Raw genomic sequence first — 16168 nt, 5'->3', positions numbered from 1 at the left:
TTCACTTTCACTTTCGGGCGTGTATTTAAATCAATCCACGCCGAACGCACGGGTATGAGTAGCCAGAGCACACTCGCTGATGACGACCTGTTCGGAGAGGCTGCTGCAGAGATGCGCGCGGACGTGCAAGAACACTTAGACGCCGCTCGGAGTTCGCTCCCGGACGCCGACGACGTGTGGGCCGCCGAAGCCGACAACGTCCTCGGCGTCCTGAACGGTCTGCGCTCGTCGCTCGACGTCGGCGACGCCGACGAACATCTCCGGCAGGCGAAGAAGACGTTCATCATCGGCCAACGCGCCGAGGCGTTCGAGGACGCCGACGACTTAGAAGAGGACATCGAAGCCGTCGCCGAGTTGCTCGACACCGTCCGCGAGGCGAGCGAACTCGTCGGCGAACTCACGAGCACGATGCCGCAACTCCGCGGCCAGTTGCAGGAGGCCGAAGCGGCCGCGGAGGCCGACGACGCCGCCGACGAAGCCGACGAGACGGACGCAGACGAAGCGGACGAGGAGGAAGCCGACGCCGACGACGCCGCGGAGGCCGACGACGCCGCCGACGAAGCCGAAGCCGACGACTGAACCGCGGCGGCGACGAGCCTCACGGACCGCTGAACTCGCGCGGTTCGGTCGGTGGTCGCGGACAGAGTGTCCTCGTGACCGGACGGTGGCCCAAAGAGCATTCAACGGGGCGGGAGAACCCTCAGGTCCATGAGCGACGAACGAAGCCAAGGAGTCGACTTCGGCGACGTAGAGGACGAAATCGAGAACTACGACTACCCGGCGACGCCCGAGGAACTGAGAGAGCAGTTCGGCGACCGAACGGTCGAGTACAACGACGGCGAGGAGTCGCTCGGTGACGTTCTCGAAGGCGTCGGCGTCGACGAGTTCCAGTCCGCAGAAGAGGTGTACGAGACGGTGATGATGATGGTCGGAGAGGAGGCGACCGACGAAGGCCACAGCGACCGCGGGGCGGGGACGGCCCCCGACGAAGAGACCGAGTCGTTCTGAAACCGGACCGACCGTCTTTCTCTCGCGTCAGTCGTCGTCCGTCTCGGATTCGACCGTCGTCCGCGAGGCGCGACGACTCGCGCGTTCGACGAACTCCTCGGGGAGTTCGTCTATCTCCCCCGCTTGGACGCCCCAGAGGTGTGCGTACAGACCGTCTTCTGCGAGCAGTTCGTCGTGTCCGCCGCGTTCGACGACGCGGCCGTCTTCGAGCACCAAGATGAGGTCGGCGTCCTTGATGGTCGACAGGCGGTGGGCGATACTGAACGTCGTCCGGTTCTCGGTGAGACGGTCCAAAGAGCGCTGGATGAGCATCTCCGTCTCCGTGTCGACGTCGGAGGTAGCCTCGTCCAAGACGAGAATCTCGGGGTCTTTCAGGATGGCGCGGGCGATGGAGAGACGCTGGCGTTGGCCGCCGGAGAGCTTCACGCCGCGCTCACCGATTTCGGTGTCGTAGCCCTCCGGGAGGTTCGAGATGAACCCGTGCGCTTCGGCGGCCTTCGCGGCTTCCACGACTTCCTCGTCGCTGGCGTCGAACGACCCGTACTTGATGTTCTCGGCGACGGTGCCGTAGAACATGAACGTGTCTTGGCTCACGTAGCCGATGGCCTGTCTGAGGCTCGGGATAGTCACGTCGCGGATGTCCGTTCCGTCTATCTCGATGGCACCGTCGTCCACGTCGTACATTCGGAGGAGGAGTTTGAGGACCGTCGACTTGCCAGCACCCGTCGGCCCGACGAGTGCGAGCGTCTCGCCGCCGTCGACTTCGAAGGAGACGTCTTCGATGATGGTCTCCTCGTCGTAGCCGAACGTCACGTCGTCGTACGCCACGTCGCCGTTTCCGACGACGAGTTCGTCGGCGTTCGGGTCCTCCTCGATTCGGGAGGGTTCGTCCATGAGGCCGAAGATGCGCGCGCTGGAGGCGTAGGCGCGCTGATACATGTTGATTATCTGCCCGAACTGCGCCATCGGCCAGATGAACCGCTGGGTGAAGAGGATGAAGCCGACGAACTCGCCGGGCGTGAGGCGGCCGGTGAAGAACAGCGGAGCAGAGCCAGTCGCCTGGTACGTGAGCACCCAGACGCCGCCGACGAGGAACGTGAGGACGAACCCGACGCCGGCCATCACGCGGAGCGCCGGGAAGAACTTGATGCGCGTGCCGATGGCGTCCCAGTTCGCGTCGAGGTAGTCCTGCGACACGTCGCCGACCCGTTCGGACTCGAAGCCTTCCGTGTTCGACGTCTTGATGACCTGGATGCCGCCGAGGTTGTTCTCCAGTCGGGAGTTCACCCGCCCGACGGAGGAGCGCACGTCGGCGTACTTCGGCTGGATGGTCTGGATGAACCGGTAGGTGAAGTAGCCGATGATGGGGACGACGAGCAGGGTGACGACGGCGAGTTGCCAGTTCCAGTACAGCAGGATGGCGGCGATGCCGACGACCATCACGCCGAGGCGGAACGCCGAGTTCATCCCGTCGTTGAGGAACCGCTCTAGACGGTTGACGTCGTTCGAGAGGATGGACATCATCTCGCCGGTCTGTTTGTCGGCGAAGAAGTCCATGTTCAGCCGTTGCATCTTGTCGTAGGTGTCCGTCCGGACGGCGTGCTGGATGTGTTGGGCGAAGGAGTTCCAACCCCAGTTGCGCGTCCAGTGAAAGGCCGCGCCGCCGAAGAACGCGAAGCAGATGAGGCCCGCCGAGAGGTACAGTTGTCCGGTTCGCGTCGTCGGAAGCCACGCGTCGGGGACCAACCAGATGCTGAACGCTCGCTCGTCGTAGAAGATGGAGTCGACGGCGAGTGCCAAAAGCACCGGCGGCATCAGATCGAGGAGGCGCGCGACGATGCTGGAGAGGAGTCCGACCACGAACGCGAGCGTGTTGTCGCGGCCGTACTCCGAGAACAGCCGTCGCATGGGGTTGTCGACGTTCTCCCGTTGGGCCTCGAACGGGTCGTCGTCGTCTGCGGGAGTGACCATTATTCACTCTCGAAGGGACCGTCGCACTAAAGCGTTCGTTACGAATCGAAACACTTCGGCGGCTGTCTCCTCCGGTCAGAGGTGACGGCTCTCGACGGCGGGGTCGATACCCGCTCGCGACAGGTCGTCGCAGATGCGCGCGCGGAGGGGGTCCGGGACGGTGTCGCGGCCGACGGGAACGGCCGTCTCACCGTCGCCTTTCACCTTCCAGTAGAGGACGCACTGGGAGGGTTCGTAGTACTCGATGCTGTACTGGTCACCGGCCCCGCGGTAGTGGACGCGGGCGGCGAACCCCGCGGCGTGCCATCCCTCCAAGGCGGCGAGTGCGGCGACGTCGCTCGTCGCGTCGTCCGGATGCGCGTCGGGAGACGAAAGAGCGTCGGCGTCCGCGTCGACGTCGGCGTCCGCGTCGTCGGTCATACCAACAGTCTCGGCTCGTCGTCCCTCGGTGTTTCGCTTTCAGTAGTCGCCGATTCGGACGGTGTCACCGACGTCGACGCCCGTCTCGTTCGTGTAGCCGTACGGGAGTTCGAGAACGTACTTTCCGGTGCCGCGGTACCGCGTCAACTCGGCGTTCGAGGTTCCTTCGGGCGGCAGTTCGGCGTGGTGGACGGCCGTGATGGTGCCGTTGGCGTCGATGAAGACGATATCGATGGGGAACGCCATATCGCGCATGACGTAGGCGTACTGCCCCTGCGCGTCGTGGACGAACAGCATCCCCTCGTTCGGGCCGAGCGAGTCGGTGTTGCTGAGACCGGTGTAGCGTTTCTCGTAGGTGTCCGAGACGCGGACGTCGACTTCGGCGACGACGTCGCCCTCCGAGACGAGCGAAACCGTGGTGCGGTCGTACTCGTCGCCACCGGGGAGCGCCGTCGGGTGGAGGGCGACGTAGAGTGCGCTGACGGAGGTGATGACGAAGACAGCGAGGAGCGCAGACCCGAGCGTTGACCGGGAGACGACCATATCACAGAGACGGCCGCCCGTGCCCTAACGATTCCGGCGTTCGGAGAGATTGGAAACGGTTATCCGCGTGTGTGGATTCGGTGAGAGTGCGGGCTCGTGGTCTAGTGGTTATGACGCTTCCCTTACAAGGAAGAGATCGGTGGTTCGACTCCGCCCGAGCCCATGTTTCTGTGACGAACGAAGTGAGTCCAGAAACATCTGTGAGGGCGAGTCGAACCCTGCAAGTCGCGCGCAGCGAGCGGAGCGAGTGAGCACGTCTTGCTCCGGTTCGACTCCCCCGAGCCACCGAATACGACGCAGACAATCAGGTTTCCGTACCGAAAACAGCAGATAGACGACATCTGGCGACCAATAGGAGGCGATGGTCCGAATACTCACCCTGTGCGTCGCCCTCCTCCTCGTCTGCTCCGGTTTCGGTGTCGTCGCCGCCGACGCGACGGTGCAGACGACGACCGAGACGCCATCAGCCCCGACCGACCAGTCCGAGAACGCCACCGACGAACGGCAGTTCGACTTCAGCGTCGGCAACGTCACGAACTGTGGACTGACCTGTCGCGACGTGACGGTTACGGCGGTCAACACGGGCGACGAGGCGGCGGCGAACGTCACCGTCGCGACGTGGCTACTCGCCGGCGACACCGTCGTCTGGAACGGCACCGAGACGGTCGACAGCCTCGACGCGAACGAGTCGGTGACCGTGACGAAACGCGTGCAGGTCGGGTTCTTCGACGCACTCGCCGTGATGCGGAACGACGGCTACGTGACGGCGAACACGACGGTGTCGTGGGACGCGGGCGAAGAGGCGTTCTCCGAACGTCGAAAAGTGATGTAGGGCGCGGCGATTCACATCGAAACCCTTTTTTGATTCATCGGCCTCTCTCGAAACGCGCCGCCTTAGCTCAGACTGGGAGAGCACTCGACTGAAGATCGAGCTGTCCCCGGTTCAAATCCGGGAGGCGGCACTTCTCTGAACCCGACCACCGAGCGAAGCGAGCGTGGCGGGTTCTGTAGGTGCGACACGACCGGACTCTGAACCAGCGAGCGAACACAGTGAGCGAGTGAGGTTCAAATCCGGGAGGCGGCATCCGATTTCTACACGATTTCCATTCGAGTAGCTGTCGCACTCGACTGAAGATCGGGCCGTCCCCGTTCCCGTGAGCGGAGCGAGCGGGAAGTCGAAAGACGAGCGTCAGCGAGTCTTTCGGGAGTTCAAATCCGGGAGGCGGCACTTCTCTGAACCCGACCACCGAGCGAAGCGAGCGTGGCGGGTTCTGTAGGTGCGACACGACCGGACTCTGAACCAGCGAGCGAACACAGTGAGCGAGTGAGAACTGTCAGTGGGCTGCGTCCGACGCCATCATCTTCGTATCAGGGGTCGTGGGTAGTTCCACTCTGGCCGTGTATTCGTTCAAAATTGGAAGGATATTCTACAAGAGTCACGTAAATATACTCGTGACAGGATGTACACGAACATCCTCCGTCCGATTCGAAGGGCTCGTTCTCTCTATCGAAGCACGATTGAAGCCACTCGCGAGTCGATGACGGCGTGCAGTTGTCTTCGCTCGGGTGACGCGTGTGCGAAAGGCTTGCGTAGGCCTCTCCGACGAGAACGTCTCCGCGCCCCCTCCACCCCATTCGTGTCATGCCAAGTCATAGCGCACCTTTATTCTCGTATCGGTAGATACGAACCCATGGAAGAGGACCGGCACGAGTATCGCGGTACAGATATCACTGTGGTGTACGATTCTAACCGCTGCATCCACGTTCGCGAGTGTGTCGAGGGGCTCTCGGACGTGTTCGACGTGAGTCGCCGACCCTGGGTGCTCCCGGACGCGGCCGACGCCGACGAGGTGGCAGCAGTCGTCGAACGGTGCCCGACGGGGGCACTCCACTACGAGCGGTCGGACGGGAGCCCCGAGGAGCAGGTCCCGGCTAAGAACACCGTTCGTGCGACACCGAACGGCCCGCTGTACGTCCGCGGTAACGTCGTCGTCACCGTACCCGACGGAGCCACTCTCGAAGACACCCGCGTCGGCCTCTGCCGGTGTGGACACTCGATGAACAAGCCACTCTGTGACAACAGTCACCAACGAGTGTTCGATGCCGACGGTGGCAACGAGGAGATGTGGGACGTCCCTGCCGAGCGCGCCGAGGACACGGACACCACCCCCGAGACGCTGACCGTGACCGCGCGGCCGAACGGCCCGTTCCACCTCGAGGGTCCGTTCGAACTCGCTCGCGGCGATGGCCGGATATCGAACCACGACGAGGCGGTGTTGTGTCGGTGCGGTGGCTCCGAGAACAAGCCGTTCTGCGATGGAGCACACGCGGAAATCGGTTTCTCGAGCGACGACTGACGGACGCACCGCCCACACGCTCGGGAAGCGACGTCCTCCTGATCTCCGGTCGGCGAGCGGGACGAATCGTGTCGGGCGTCTGCGGCCGCGACGGTCCTACCGCCGCTTCGAGTCGTCGTCCACGTTCTCGTCGCGGGCGATGGCGTCCTGTAACCGTTCGATGTCGGTTATCTTGTCCAGGTCGCCCATGGTGATTTCGGTGGTCTGATTGGCCCCCTCGCCGGTCGCGACGCCGCTGGTCAGGATGCTTCGAACGCCCTCTTCGATGGTCATGTCGATGTCGTACACCTGACTCTCGGGGACGTAGGTGAGAAACCCACCCGTCACCGGGTTGGGTGCCATCGGAATGAACATCGTCACCATGTCGTCGTGTCCGGTGGCCGTCGTCACCGTCTCGGGCGACTTGCTCGTCTCGAATCCGATGGCGTACACCTCGTCGCCGAGCAACTGGACGAGTTTTATCTCCTGGAAGTTCTCGGCCTCCTGGTCGAGCATCACGTCGCCCATGCGGCGAAAGCTCTTGTACACCGTACCGATGCCGGGGATGGAGGCGATAGCGAGGTCCACGAGGTCGATGATACGCTCGCCGTGGCGGTTCCGACCGACGGAGCCGACGACGACGATGACGAGAAGGAGGACGGCGACGGCGACGAGTTCGGTGAAGAAGTCGATAACGACCGAGTAGACGTTGAGTTCTATCAGGACGCGGACGAACCCGACGCTCTCGACGAGTTCGATGACACCCAGCCAGCGGAGCAGTCGAATCACCGGTCCGAGCGCCGACGTTATGAACTCGAGTGCGACGTCGAGGATGTACAGCGTGACGATGAACGGGATAATTATCCCGACGCCCCGCATCAGGACGTCCAGCGTTCCTTCGTAGAGAGATTCTCCGGCTTCCCTCGCTGCCCGAGGAGAGTCTGAACGAGACATTCAGTCATCGAATGCAGAAGCCACAGGCATATCAACGTATTTGCCGCGCCGACGCCTTCGGCGCGTCGACTGATGCCCCGAGCGTCCGTCGAATGTGCGAGTGAAGCGTAGGCCTGCCCACACGCGGTGCAGGGACGAACGGCACCGGTCGGGGTGACGTCAGCGGGGTGACGGGCCGGCAGGGTGACGTGCCGGGGGCCAATCGGCCGCGGAACCCGAGCCGAGAGCAACGCTTTCGTCGTCCCGACGTGAGCGTAAACTGTGAACCAAAGCTCAGTTTCGCGGTTGAAGCGCCCGCTCAAATACGTGATGGGACTCACGTACGTCGTCGCCGGCGTGCTCCACTTCGTCGCGCCGGCGGTGTACGAACAGGTCGTCCCGCCGCAGTTCCCCCGGCCGCGCGCACTCGTCTTGCTCTCGGGAGTCGCCGAAGTCGTCCTCGGAGTCGGTGTCCTGTTCGAGCGGACGCGCCGAGCGTCGGCGTGGGGGCTCGTCGCCCTCCTCGTGGCCGTCTTCCCCGCGAACGTCTACATGGCGACGAGCGACGACCTGGAGCTTCGAGGCGTCCCCGAGCGGTTGCGCGACCCGTCGGACGCGGCGCTGTGGGCACGGCTTCCGTTGCAGGCGCTCCTCGTCGCGTGGGCGTGGTGGTACACCGAACCGACGGCGGCGTCGGCGTAGGCGCACGGCGTCGCGCGCGTCCCGTGGCGGAGCACCCGCGGAAGCGGGCCCTACTCGCCGTCTTCGTCGGCGGGTTCCGCGAGACACGGGACCCGAACCGTGACGACAGACCCCGACGGTTCGTTCTCCGTGAAGTGAATCTCGCCGCCGGCGATTTCGGTCCCCCACTTCGCGATCCAGAGACCGAGTCCGCTTCCGTGTTGGAGGGCGTTCTCGCTGCCGGCGTCGAGGACTTGGAGTTCGTACTCGCCGATTCCGGGGCCGTCGTCCGCGACGACGACGACCGCAGTCTCGTCCTCGACGCGCGCGGTGACGTCGACGTTGGGGTCGTCCGAAGCGTGTTCGGCGGCGTTCTCTAACAGATTCGAGAAGACCGGGGCGAGAAAGTGGGCGACCGCGGCGTCGTCCGCCGACGAGTCGTACGAAAACGTCGCTCGGGGGTAGCGCTCTCGGACGTCGCGGACGCACTGCGCGACGAGGGCGTCGAGCGGTCGGGGGTTCGCTCCGGCGCGTCCGTTCTCGAACAGTTCGATGGCCTTCCGCCCCTTCCGGCCGAGTTCTTCGATTCTGAGCGCCCGTTTTTTGACAATCTGGGCGTCTTCGTCGGACGCGAACCGGTCGACGTAGCCGTGGATGATGTTCGTCTCGGTGCGGATGTTGTGCCGAAGGGTGCGGTTGAGCACCTGCAGTCGCTGCTGTTGCCGGAGGTGACGACTCACGTCGTGGAAGGTGATGACCCGTCCGATCTCGTTGCCGCGGATGTTGTCGATTCGCGTCACCATCACGTCGTACGGGTGACTGCCCGCCTCGGTGCCGACCGTCAGGTGGCCGTCGAGCGGTCCGTCGTCCGGGAGGCGGTCGTACTCCGGGATGACCGCCTGTGCGGACGCACCGAGCGTCGTCCGGGGGTCGACGTCGAGAATGCCGACGCAGCTGTCGTTCATGTCCACGACGTTGTCGTTGGCGTCGACGACGATGGCTCCCTCGCGCATCCGGTCGAAGACGAACTGTCGCGCTCGCTTCCTGGGCGCGGGGCTCGTCCCGAGCAGTCGGAACTGGGTCAGCGCACCGACGTAGACGACGCCGGAGACGGAAAACGCGATGGGCGTCGGGTCGATACCGGACGTCGGGAGAGCGCCGGCGATGTGGAGCGCGTTGGTCGACCACGGGATGAGGAGGCCGACGAACAGCGCCACCGCCTGACTCCGGAAGGTGACGGCTTTGCTCCTGAGGAGTCCGAGGAGGAGGAGGATGCCGGCGGCGCCGAGGAGGTAGGTGTAGCCGGCGATGACCCAGTACCAGAGGCCGCCCTCCTCTATCCGGACGATGTCGGTCGATTCGAGCGTCTGCGGTCTGACGAACAGGAGGTCGTGATACTGACTCGTCACCGCGAGAACGACCGTGAGGACGGGGACGACGGCGAGAAGCGCGATGCGGCGACGCGTGATGTACTCGTCGCGGCCGGTGTACTCGAGCGCGAACAGGAGCCACGCGACGGGGACGATGACGACGCCCACCCACTCCAGGTCGGTCCAGAACAGTTTCGACGCGAGCGTCGACGCGCGGAGTTTGAACACGAGACACATCGACCACCAACTCTGTCCGAACAGGAGCCAGACGAGCGGCGTGGCTCCCGGTTCGGGGCGCTCTCGCCACGCGAGAATCGCTGCTGCGGCTCCCATCGCGATAGAGAGGAACAGCAACGGAACGAGTACGGACGTGGTGAGCACTGACAGTGTCCCTAAATCAGTCGAAATATAAGAATTATCGCCTCCATTGATGAAATTCTATTATCACGTTCTCGTCGGAAGCGACTTCAGAGACCGGCCGTCGAAGCGAGGAGGACGACGCCGACGACGAGGAGGCTCTTCGCCTCACTCGCGACGGAGAGGAGCCGGCCGTTGTCGGTTCGTCCGAGGAACGAGACGACGACGGAGACGGCGGCGACACCGACGAGGATGCCGACGGTGACGGGCGTCGAGACCAGTCCGGCCAAGAGCGCGAACCCGAGCAGTGGGACGAGCGCGAGGTTGAGCGCGTGGAGAATCTGTCTCGTCCGCGCGACGCCGAAGACGACGGGGAGCGTCGAGACGCCGATAGCCTCGTCGGCCGCCCTGTCGCCGACGTTGGGTATCTCCGTGTTGACGAACGTATCGACGAAGAAGTACGCGAAGACGACGGCGGCAGTCGAGGTGAACGCCGCGTCGGCGAACGCGAGTGGGAGGAAGACGACGGCGACGGCCCACGCGGCGGCGACGACGGCGGAGTTGACGACGAGGACGTCCTTCAGTCGGGAGAACTGCGCGCCGACCGACGGGAGCCAATCCGACGCGTAGAGAATCCAGAACGCGCCCGGGAGGAGCGTAATCGCGAGGGCGAGGGGGCCGCCGAGCATCGACAGCGCGATGGCGAGACCGTACGACGCGGCCGAGAGGACGGAGAGGACGCGGTAGTGGCGGCGCACGAACGCGCACTGGTCCGGATTCGACAGTTCGTCGGTGTCGACGTCGGCGATTCGGTCGCCCATGTACACCGCGAACGTGACCAGACCGACGACGACTGGGGCCGCGTTCAGTTCCACGGAGAGCGCGTACGTCACGGTCACCACCTCGGCGATGGCGACCAAGACGAGGTACGCCGAACTGTAGAAGAACGCGTCTTTGGCGCGTTCGAACAGCGAGAGGGCGACTTCGAAGAGGGCGCGGTACGACGACTGCACGTTCTCTGCCCGAAGGGACAGACTACCGGATTCGTTGGACATGGGTTGGGTTCAGCGGCCGACGAAAGGAACGTTCCCCCCGACCACCATCACCTGAATGCCAGTGGGACGACTGGTTAGTTACAAACTATATACCCAAATATCGGTAGTTCTTAATTCGCTGTTTATTCCGTCTCAGATACTGTTCACGCCAGAAACAGTTGGTGCCGTCGCTACAGCAGCGACCGGAGCACTCTGAGCGGGAACGTGACGACGGCGATGACGAGGTCTATCAGACTGCGGAGTATCGAGCGAATCGTTCCGAGCATACGTACGGTCCCACTCGGGTCGAACCTAACTGTTCGGGCCGTTCGTCGTCGCCCCGGCTTCCGACCTCAGTACTCCACGACGGCGACGACGATGCCGAGCGTCTGTCCCAGACCGGCGAGAGCGAGGGCGACGACCGGAGCGACACCCGCGGCGAACGCGAGTGCGCCGACGCCCGAGACCGCCCCACCGACCGTGTACGCCCACGCGCGTTCCTCGCGCGGCAGGAGTCGCCCGGTGTACAACAGTGCGAGCGTCGGAAGCACCATCCAGCCGAGGACGACGAGGGCCGCCAGCGTCTCGTCGCCGGCGAAGAGAGCGTACGCACCGACGAGCGTGACGCTGAAGCCGACGCTCACGACGGCCAACCACGCCCGTAAGACGGGATGGGTACGCATCTCCGACCACGAGAGCACGGCGAAGAAGAACAGAACGGTCGCCATCACGAGGTGGCCGACGAGGACCGCTCTGTCGTCGAGGATTCGCAGGTGGGCCGCCGCCGCGAATCCCCACGCGAGGGGAACCAGTCCGACCGGACCCGTCTCGCGCAGACGGCGGAGCGGAGAGTGACGAGACACGATACTGACCAGTAGACCGGGAGCCGAAAAGAGTGGTTGGGTCGGCGTCGTCCCGAACTCGGAGCGGAGACGCGCGAACGCACCGCTGGGAGACGAGACCCCTCGGCGACGGAGAACGAAACGCGGCGTTAAGCGTCCGGTGAGTTGAACCGGCGAGAAAACGGGTGGAGAGTGCGTCTCTGGATACCACAGGTGTGAACTGGAACTATCACAGTTCTGATTACAACGAGTGATTCACGCACGGAGTGCGGTCGTCGTCCGGGGCAGTAGGTCACGAACTGCGAGGCGAAGGGACCCCGACGACCCGCGGACGAATTTAACTGGTCACGATGCTTTTTGCCCTGCCCGGCTTACGGGTGGTGAGGCCGCGAACGACGCACATCATGAAACGCCACACTCCCGACGACGAACGAGACGGACCCGACGAGAACGCGAGAGAGACGCGCATCGACATCAACTTCTCCGTGACCGACCTCTTGAGCAACCTCCTCGACGGCGCCGACTCGACCCGACGGTCGTCCGGTTCGCGGCCACGGGGCCGACCCAGTCGCGGACCCGACGAGACGGACCACGACCACGACTACCACGTCGATAGCTACCGAACGGACGACGAACTCACCATCGTCGCCGACTTACTCGGCACGAAGCGAGACGACGTAACCGCCGGTATCGACGCGAAGCGAGGCGAACTCGTCGTCGCCGTCGGCGACCGGGCCGTCGGGAGAGTCCCCCTCCCGTGGGACCCCGTCACCGTCGCGGATACGTCGTTCAACAACGGCGTGTTACAGGTTCGTCTCCGACCGGGAACCGACTCTCGGTAACACGCGCTGGCCAGCCGGTGTCGGACCCCGCGTCGCGCTTCTCCCTTCACTCGCGGCGTCGCGCTTCTCGCCACACGCTTCTCGCCACGTTCGTGAGAGACGCGACTGCGCGCGAGCAGAGAACGGCGGAACGAGGGGGAATTTCGGTCCTCGACGCCGTCGTAGAAGCGACTCTCTCCGTGTGTCGGGTCAGCATACACCAACTGACTGATTCCGTCGAATTCGCCACACAGAGCCACCCAAACGACGGTTTCGAGTTTTCTGAGTCTGAGTACGTTCTCGGAAGGGTTATCAATGGGGAACGGCTTGGTCCAGAGGCTATGGCAAAAGGCAAAGTCGACTTCTTCAACGACACGGGCGGCTACGGATTCATAGAGACCGAGGACCACGACGAGGACGTTTTCTTCCACATGGAAGACGTCGGCGGACCGGACCTCGAAGAGGGTACGGAGATCGAGTTCGAGATCGAGGACGCCCCCAAGGGCCCTCGCGCGAAGAACGTCACCCGTCTGTAATTCGGCGAAGAATTTCGACGCAGTAACGGTAGCGGACGGAGGCTGACGACGACACGGTCGATTGAGTTCGGTCCGTATGCGGCAGTTCTCTGAACCACTTACTTTCTGAGCGATGCGGTTCGGTGTCCGCGGCGAACGTCGTCCGGCGAGCGACGCCGCGGGAACGTGCCAACACGTTAAGGAATCGACCCGCGTACGGACACGCATGTCCACCGAAGAGATACCAACCGTCGACGTTCGCGGCGTCCGCATCCCGAAAGTCGGCCTCGGGACGTGGAAGATGGACGGCGAGGAGTGTTACGACGCCGTCTCGACGGCACTCGAACTCGGCTACCGTCACGTCGACACCGCCCAGATGTACGGAAACGAGAGCGACGTCGGGCGCGCGATAGCCGACGCCGACGTGGACCGAAGCGACGTGTTCCTGACGACGAAGGTGAACCCGCGCAACGCCGACTACGAGGGCGTCGTCGAGTCCACGAAGGCGAGTCTCGACCGACTCGACACGCCGTACGTCGACCTGTTGCTCCTCCACTGGCCGAACCCGCTCGTCGGCATCGAGCGGACGATGCGCGGGATGAAAGCGCTCGTCGACGAGGGCCGCGTCTACAACGTCGGCGTGAGCAACTTTCCCGTCTCGATGCTGGAACGCGCGCGAGAGGTGGCCGACGTCCCGATTCTGACGGACCAGGTGCAGTTCCACCCGTTCCGCCCCCAGCGAAAGCTCCTCCGGTACTGTCAAGACGAGGACGTCGTGCTGACGGGGTACAGTCCGCTCGCGCACGGCGACGTCCTCGACGACGAGACGCTCCGAGAGGTCGGCGAGCGATACGACAAATCGCCCGCACAGGTGGCGCTCCGGTGGGCGACCCAGCACCGAAACGTCGCCGTCGTGCCGAAGTCGACCAGTCGCGACCACCTCGCGGACAACCTCGCTATCTTCGACTTCAAACTGACCCGCGAGGAGGTAGACGAGGTGACGCGGCCGTCCTTGCTCAAGACAGGGGCGTCGATGGTCCGCGGGATGCTGGACTGAGGACGCCCGAAGAGAAACGCTCAGGAACGCGGAGCGACTTCACTCCACAGTGAGTCGCCCCCGTTCACATCTCAGACGAGTCGGTCCGGTCGCGTGCTGGAGCCTCGTCGTCGTCGTCGCGTCCGTCGTCTCGCCGCCCGGGAGCGGACCCGCGGAAGCGACGCCGACGGCGCTTCCGACGCTTCTCGGTGTCGGCGTCGACAAGTGGGTTCACCTCGGCGCGTACGCGACGACGGCCTTTCTCGGGGCCGACGCCCTCCGCGCGCGCGACACCGCGAGCGTCGCCCTCGCCGCCGTCGCCGCCACCGCTCTCGGCGGCGGCGTGGAACTCGTGCAGGCGTCGATACCGGCCCGGTCGTTCAGCGTCGCCGACGCCGTCGCGAACGCCGTCGGTGCCGCCCTCGGCGCGGGCGCGTACTCGGCGTTCGGGGGCGTGGAAGGCGTACTGGGGAGCGAGGCGGGAGACGACTAACGACGGCCCCCGGCCATCGCCGACGACGCCGGGTGCGCTCTGAGTCGTCGCATCGCCACCGTCCCGACGAGGGGACCGAGTGCCAGCGGTGCGAACGTCCAGCGCCATCCGACGACGCCCGCGACGAACGGGACGAGTTGAATCGAGACGATAGTGAGGAGGAAGCCGACGGCCGTCTGCAGCGTCAGCGCCGTCCCGACGTAGTCGGACTCGGCGAGTTCGGAGACGGCGGCGGAGAACTGCGCGGAGTCGGCGACGATGGCGACGCCCCAGACGAGGAGGAACGGCGTCAGCACGAGGAGCGACGCCCCGAAGACGACGCCAGCGAGGAGGCTCGCGGCACCGCTGACGACCATGCTGACGCTCGTCACCGCCGTCCGCCCGACGCGGTCGGCGAGTCGCCCGGCCACCGTCGCGCCGACGCCGCCGACGGCGATGGTGAGGAAGGCGAGAAGCGAGACGGTCCTGTCGGGTGCCGCGAGCGAGAGCGACCCGGCTTCGACGCTGAACGCGAGGAAGACGGGTATCCACGTCCAGACGGCGTACAGTTCCCACATGTGGCCGAAGTAGCCCACGTTGGCGAGGAGCGACGGTCTGTCGCGGAGGAGGCGTCGGACCGCGCGGGGGTCGAATCGGGACGCCGGCGCCGCCGCGGGGCCGGGCGGGACGAAGACGACGAGCGTGGCGGCGACAGTCGCGAGTCCGGCGGCAACGTAGAGGACGAACAACGGGTCGTCGACGCCGCCGAACGCGCGCACGAGGTGCGGAAGGGCCGACCCGACGGTGAGCGCACCGACGAGCGTCCCGATGGCGAGTCCGCGCTCTTCCGGCAACCACCCCGCGACGAGTTTCATCCCCGGCGGGTAGACGCCGGCGAGTGCGACGCCGGTGAGGAATCGGAGTCCCACGGCGACGAGTGGGCCGTCGGCGACGGCGGCGAGCGCAACCGTCGTCGACGCGCCGAGGAGGGCGGACGCCGCGACGAGGTACCGGGACTCGACGGCGTCGGCGAGCGTCAGCACCGCAGAGAGGAGTGCGCCGACGACGAACCCGAGTTGGACGGCGCTCGTCAGCCATCCGACCTGCGCGGGCGCGAGACCCCAGAGCGCGGCCAGTTGCGGAGCGACGGCGCTGGCGCTGAACCACAGCGACATCGCGAGGAGTTCGGCGACGGAGACCAGTGCGAGCGCGTGCCACTTCGTGCGGACGACCCGGGGCGTGCGCGTCTCGGACGTGTCGTCGGTGCCGTCGGCGGATTGCACGACCGGACGGTCACGCGGGACGTACAAAGCCGTTCGCGTCGGCCGGTGGTTATGCTCGGTTCCGGAGGCCCGTCGCGGACTCGATGTCCAACACCCAGCCCAGGATGTCCTGCATCGGTTCCACCTCGGAGAACAGACTGGGGAACCACGCGTTCTCCGCCATCGTCTCCGAGAGCGTCGACCACTCGTCGTCCGCTATCGGCCGAATCGAGCCCTCGACGACGACGCTGCGCCAGTCGTGCTTTCCGGCGGCGTCGAAGCAGGTGAAACTCGCTCGCTGCGTCTCCGCGGCGAACGCCTCCTTCTTGCTCGTCTCTTCGGGACGGAGGTAGACGAAGTACAAGCGTTCGCCGTCGTACCCGAACGAGAGCGGAACGCCGTACGCCTCACCGTCGTCGGCCAGCGACAACACGCCCACACCCTGCGAGCGGAGGAACTCGTCGACGTCCGCCTCGTCCATTCGGTTCCCGCGGAACGAACTGTATTCGTCGTCCATGATAGACAGTTCGTCGTCACGTTCCATAAGTGCGCGCACCGCTCGGGTCG

At 65.0% G+C, this 16168-nt stretch carries 17 protein-coding genes, 2 tRNA genes and 1 pseudogene; 11 read left to right on the top strand and 9 right to left on the bottom strand.

The window, feature by feature from the left end; translation table 11 throughout:
* Positions 1 to 54 precede the first annotated feature (54 nt).
* Together BM282_RS03185 and BM282_RS03180 are read left to right on the top strand one after the other, a co-directional pair.
* Entirely contained in the window at positions 55 to 579 is a 525-nt protein-coding gene (locus BM282_RS03185; RefSeq protein ID WP_089876684.1) for a DUF5790 family protein, read from the top strand.
* Between the two features lie 129 nt (positions 580 to 708).
* Entirely contained in the window at positions 709 to 1008 is a 300-nt protein-coding gene (locus BM282_RS03180) for a DUF5789 family protein (RefSeq protein WP_089876682.1), read from the top strand.
* Between the two features lie 27 nt (positions 1009 to 1035).
* On the opposite strand, the gene BM282_RS03175 is transcribed toward BM282_RS03180, so the two are convergent.
* From BM282_RS03175 to BM282_RS03165, 3 genes and pseudogenes are all read right to left on the bottom strand, one after another.
* Positions 1036 to 2979: an ABC transporter ATP-binding protein gene (locus BM282_RS03175; protein ID WP_089876681.1), complete on the bottom strand. Its 1944-nt coding sequence runs from the start codon at positions 2977 to 2979 to the stop codon at positions 1036 to 1038.
* Positions 2980 to 3054: 75 nt separating this feature from the next.
* A pseudogene (locus BM282_RS03170) lies at positions 3055 to 3321 on the bottom strand (DUF7538 family protein); the annotation flags it as partial.
* A 117-nt stretch (positions 3322 to 3438) separates the two neighbouring features.
* The gene (locus tag BM282_RS03165) at positions 3439 to 3942 is read right to left on the bottom strand and encodes a DUF192 domain-containing protein (RefSeq protein ID WP_089876679.1); all 504 of its coding nucleotides are present in this window, start codon (positions 3940 to 3942) and stop codon (positions 3439 to 3441) included.
* Positions 3943 to 4032: 90 nt separating this feature from the next.
* Here BM282_RS03165 and BM282_RS03160 point away from each other — a divergent pair.
* From BM282_RS03160 to BM282_RS03145, 4 genes are all read left to right on the top strand, one after another.
* A tRNA-Val gene (locus BM282_RS03160) sits at positions 4033 to 4105 on the top strand.
* 198 nt (positions 4106 to 4303) lie between these two features.
* On the top strand, positions 4304 to 4774 hold the full coding sequence (locus BM282_RS03155) for a hypothetical protein (protein WP_089876677.1): 471 nt from the start codon (positions 4304 to 4306) through the stop codon (positions 4772 to 4774).
* A gap of 56 nt (positions 4775 to 4830) precedes the next feature.
* Positions 4831 to 4904, top strand: a tRNA-Phe gene (locus BM282_RS03150).
* A gap of 729 nt (positions 4905 to 5633) precedes the next feature.
* Positions 5634 to 6299 (top strand): CDGSH iron-sulfur domain-containing protein, encoded by a 666-nt coding sequence (locus BM282_RS03145; RefSeq protein WP_089876675.1) that lies wholly within the window; start codon positions 5634 to 5636, stop codon positions 6297 to 6299.
* A 96-nt stretch (positions 6300 to 6395) separates the two neighbouring features.
* On the opposite strand, the gene BM282_RS03140 is transcribed toward BM282_RS03145, so the two are convergent.
* Positions 6396 to 7232, bottom strand: coding sequence for a DUF502 domain-containing protein (locus BM282_RS03140; RefSeq protein ID WP_245758279.1), 837 nt, complete (start codon positions 7230 to 7232; stop codon positions 6396 to 6398).
* Between the two features lie 309 nt (positions 7233 to 7541).
* Between BM282_RS03140 and BM282_RS03135 the strand changes: the two genes are divergently transcribed.
* Positions 7542 to 7913: a DoxX family protein gene (locus tag BM282_RS03135; protein WP_089876672.1), complete on the top strand. Its 372-nt coding sequence runs from the start codon at positions 7542 to 7544 to the stop codon at positions 7911 to 7913.
* A 50-nt stretch (positions 7914 to 7963) separates the two neighbouring features.
* Here BM282_RS03135 and BM282_RS03130 read toward each other — a convergent pair whose 3' ends face one another.
* The 3 genes from BM282_RS03130 to BM282_RS03120 all read right to left on the bottom strand — a co-directional run bounded on the left by BM282_RS03130 (position 7964) and on the right by BM282_RS03120 (position 11516).
* Positions 7964 to 9643 carry a sensor histidine kinase gene (locus tag BM282_RS03130; RefSeq protein ID WP_245758278.1) on the bottom strand — a complete coding sequence of 560 codons (1680 nt, stop codon included), beginning with the start codon at positions 9641 to 9643 and terminating at the stop codon, positions 7964 to 7966.
* Between the two features lie 86 nt (positions 9644 to 9729).
* Positions 9730 to 10674, bottom strand: a complete 945-nt coding sequence (locus BM282_RS03125) for a UbiA family prenyltransferase (RefSeq protein ID WP_175501343.1) — start codon at positions 10672 to 10674, stop codon at positions 9730 to 9732.
* A gap of 332 nt (positions 10675 to 11006) precedes the next feature.
* A complete protein-coding gene (locus BM282_RS03120; RefSeq protein WP_089876670.1) occupies positions 11007 to 11516 on the bottom strand; it encodes a hypothetical protein in 510 nt (169 codons plus the stop codon).
* Positions 11517 to 11899: 383 nt separating this feature from the next.
* Between BM282_RS03120 and gvpH the strand changes: the two genes are divergently transcribed.
* From gvpH to BM282_RS03100, 4 genes are all read left to right on the top strand, one after another.
* The gene (gvpH, locus tag BM282_RS03115; protein ID WP_175501342.1) at positions 11900 to 12337 is read left to right on the top strand and encodes a gas vesicle protein GvpH; all 438 of its coding nucleotides are present in this window, start codon (positions 11900 to 11902) and stop codon (positions 12335 to 12337) included.
* A 320-nt stretch (positions 12338 to 12657) separates the two neighbouring features.
* Positions 12658 to 12852, top strand: a complete 195-nt coding sequence (locus tag BM282_RS03110) for a cold-shock protein (RefSeq protein WP_008387196.1) — start codon at positions 12658 to 12660, stop codon at positions 12850 to 12852.
* Positions 12853 to 13057: 205 nt separating this feature from the next.
* Positions 13058 to 13888 (top strand): aldo/keto reductase, encoded by an 831-nt coding sequence (locus BM282_RS03105; RefSeq protein ID WP_089876666.1) that lies wholly within the window; start codon positions 13058 to 13060, stop codon positions 13886 to 13888.
* A 49-nt stretch (positions 13889 to 13937) separates the two neighbouring features.
* Complete coding sequence (locus BM282_RS03100; protein WP_089876665.1) at positions 13938 to 14360, top strand: VanZ family protein; 423 nt, start codon at positions 13938 to 13940, stop codon at positions 14358 to 14360.
* Here BM282_RS03100 and BM282_RS03095 read toward each other — a convergent pair.
* Both BM282_RS03095 and BM282_RS03090 read right to left on the bottom strand, forming a co-directional pair.
* On the bottom strand, positions 14357 to 15622 hold the full coding sequence (locus BM282_RS03095) for an MFS transporter (protein ID WP_342712313.1): 1266 nt from the start codon (positions 15620 to 15622) through the stop codon (positions 14357 to 14359). The two genes, BM282_RS03100 and BM282_RS03095, sit on opposite strands and share 4 nt — an antisense overlap.
* 49 nt (positions 15623 to 15671) lie before the next feature.
* Positions 15672 to 16118, bottom strand: coding sequence for a pyridoxamine 5'-phosphate oxidase family protein (locus tag BM282_RS03090; RefSeq protein ID WP_245758277.1), 447 nt, complete (start codon positions 16116 to 16118; stop codon positions 15672 to 15674).
* Positions 16119 to 16168: the final 50 nt, after the last annotated feature.

Source organism: Halogeometricum limi (genome assembly GCF_900115785.1).
GTDB classification, from domain to species: domain Archaea; phylum Halobacteriota; class Halobacteria; order Halobacteriales; family Haloferacaceae; genus Halogeometricum; species Halogeometricum limi.
This window is presented reverse-complemented; position numbering and strand designations above follow the sequence as displayed.

Excerpts from the sequence above, each read along its gene's own strand:
- BM282_RS03185 (WP_089876684.1), top strand. The coding sequence starts at position 55 with ATGAGTAGCCAGAGCACACTCGCTGATGACGACCTGTTCGGAGAGGCT.
- BM282_RS03180 (WP_089876682.1), top strand. The coding sequence starts at position 709 with ATGAGCGACGAACGAAGCCAAGGAGTCGACTTCGGCGACGTAGAGGAC.
- BM282_RS03175 (WP_089876681.1), bottom strand. The coding sequence starts at position 2,979 with ATGGTCACTCCCGCAGACGACGACGACCCGTTCGAGGCCCAACGGGAG.
- BM282_RS03165 (WP_089876679.1), bottom strand. The coding sequence starts at position 3,942 with ATGGTCGTCTCCCGGTCAACGCTCGGGTCTGCGCTCCTCGCTGTCTTC.
- BM282_RS03155 (WP_089876677.1), top strand. The coding sequence starts at position 4,304 with ATGGTCCGAATACTCACCCTGTGCGTCGCCCTCCTCCTCGTCTGCTCC.
- BM282_RS03145 (WP_089876675.1), top strand. The coding sequence starts at position 5,634 with ATGGAAGAGGACCGGCACGAGTATCGCGGTACAGATATCACTGTGGTG.
- BM282_RS03140 (WP_245758279.1), bottom strand. The coding sequence starts at position 7,232 with ATGTCTCGTTCAGACTCTCCTCGGGCAGCGAGGGAAGCCGGAGAATCT.
- BM282_RS03135 (WP_089876672.1), top strand. The coding sequence starts at position 7,542 with ATGGGACTCACGTACGTCGTCGCCGGCGTGCTCCACTTCGTCGCGCCG.
- BM282_RS03125 (WP_175501343.1), bottom strand. The coding sequence starts at position 10,674 with ATGTCCAACGAATCCGGTAGTCTGTCCCTTCGGGCAGAGAACGTGCAG.
- gvpH (WP_175501342.1), top strand. The coding sequence starts at position 11,900 with ATGAAACGCCACACTCCCGACGACGAACGAGACGGACCCGACGAGAAC.
- BM282_RS03110 (WP_008387196.1), top strand. The coding sequence starts at position 12,658 with ATGGCAAAAGGCAAAGTCGACTTCTTCAACGACACGGGCGGCTACGGA.
- BM282_RS03105 (WP_089876666.1), top strand. The coding sequence starts at position 13,058 with ATGTCCACCGAAGAGATACCAACCGTCGACGTTCGCGGCGTCCGCATC.
- BM282_RS03090 (WP_245758277.1), bottom strand. The coding sequence starts at position 16,118 with ATGGACGACGAATACAGTTCGTTCCGCGGGAACCGAATGGACGAGGCG.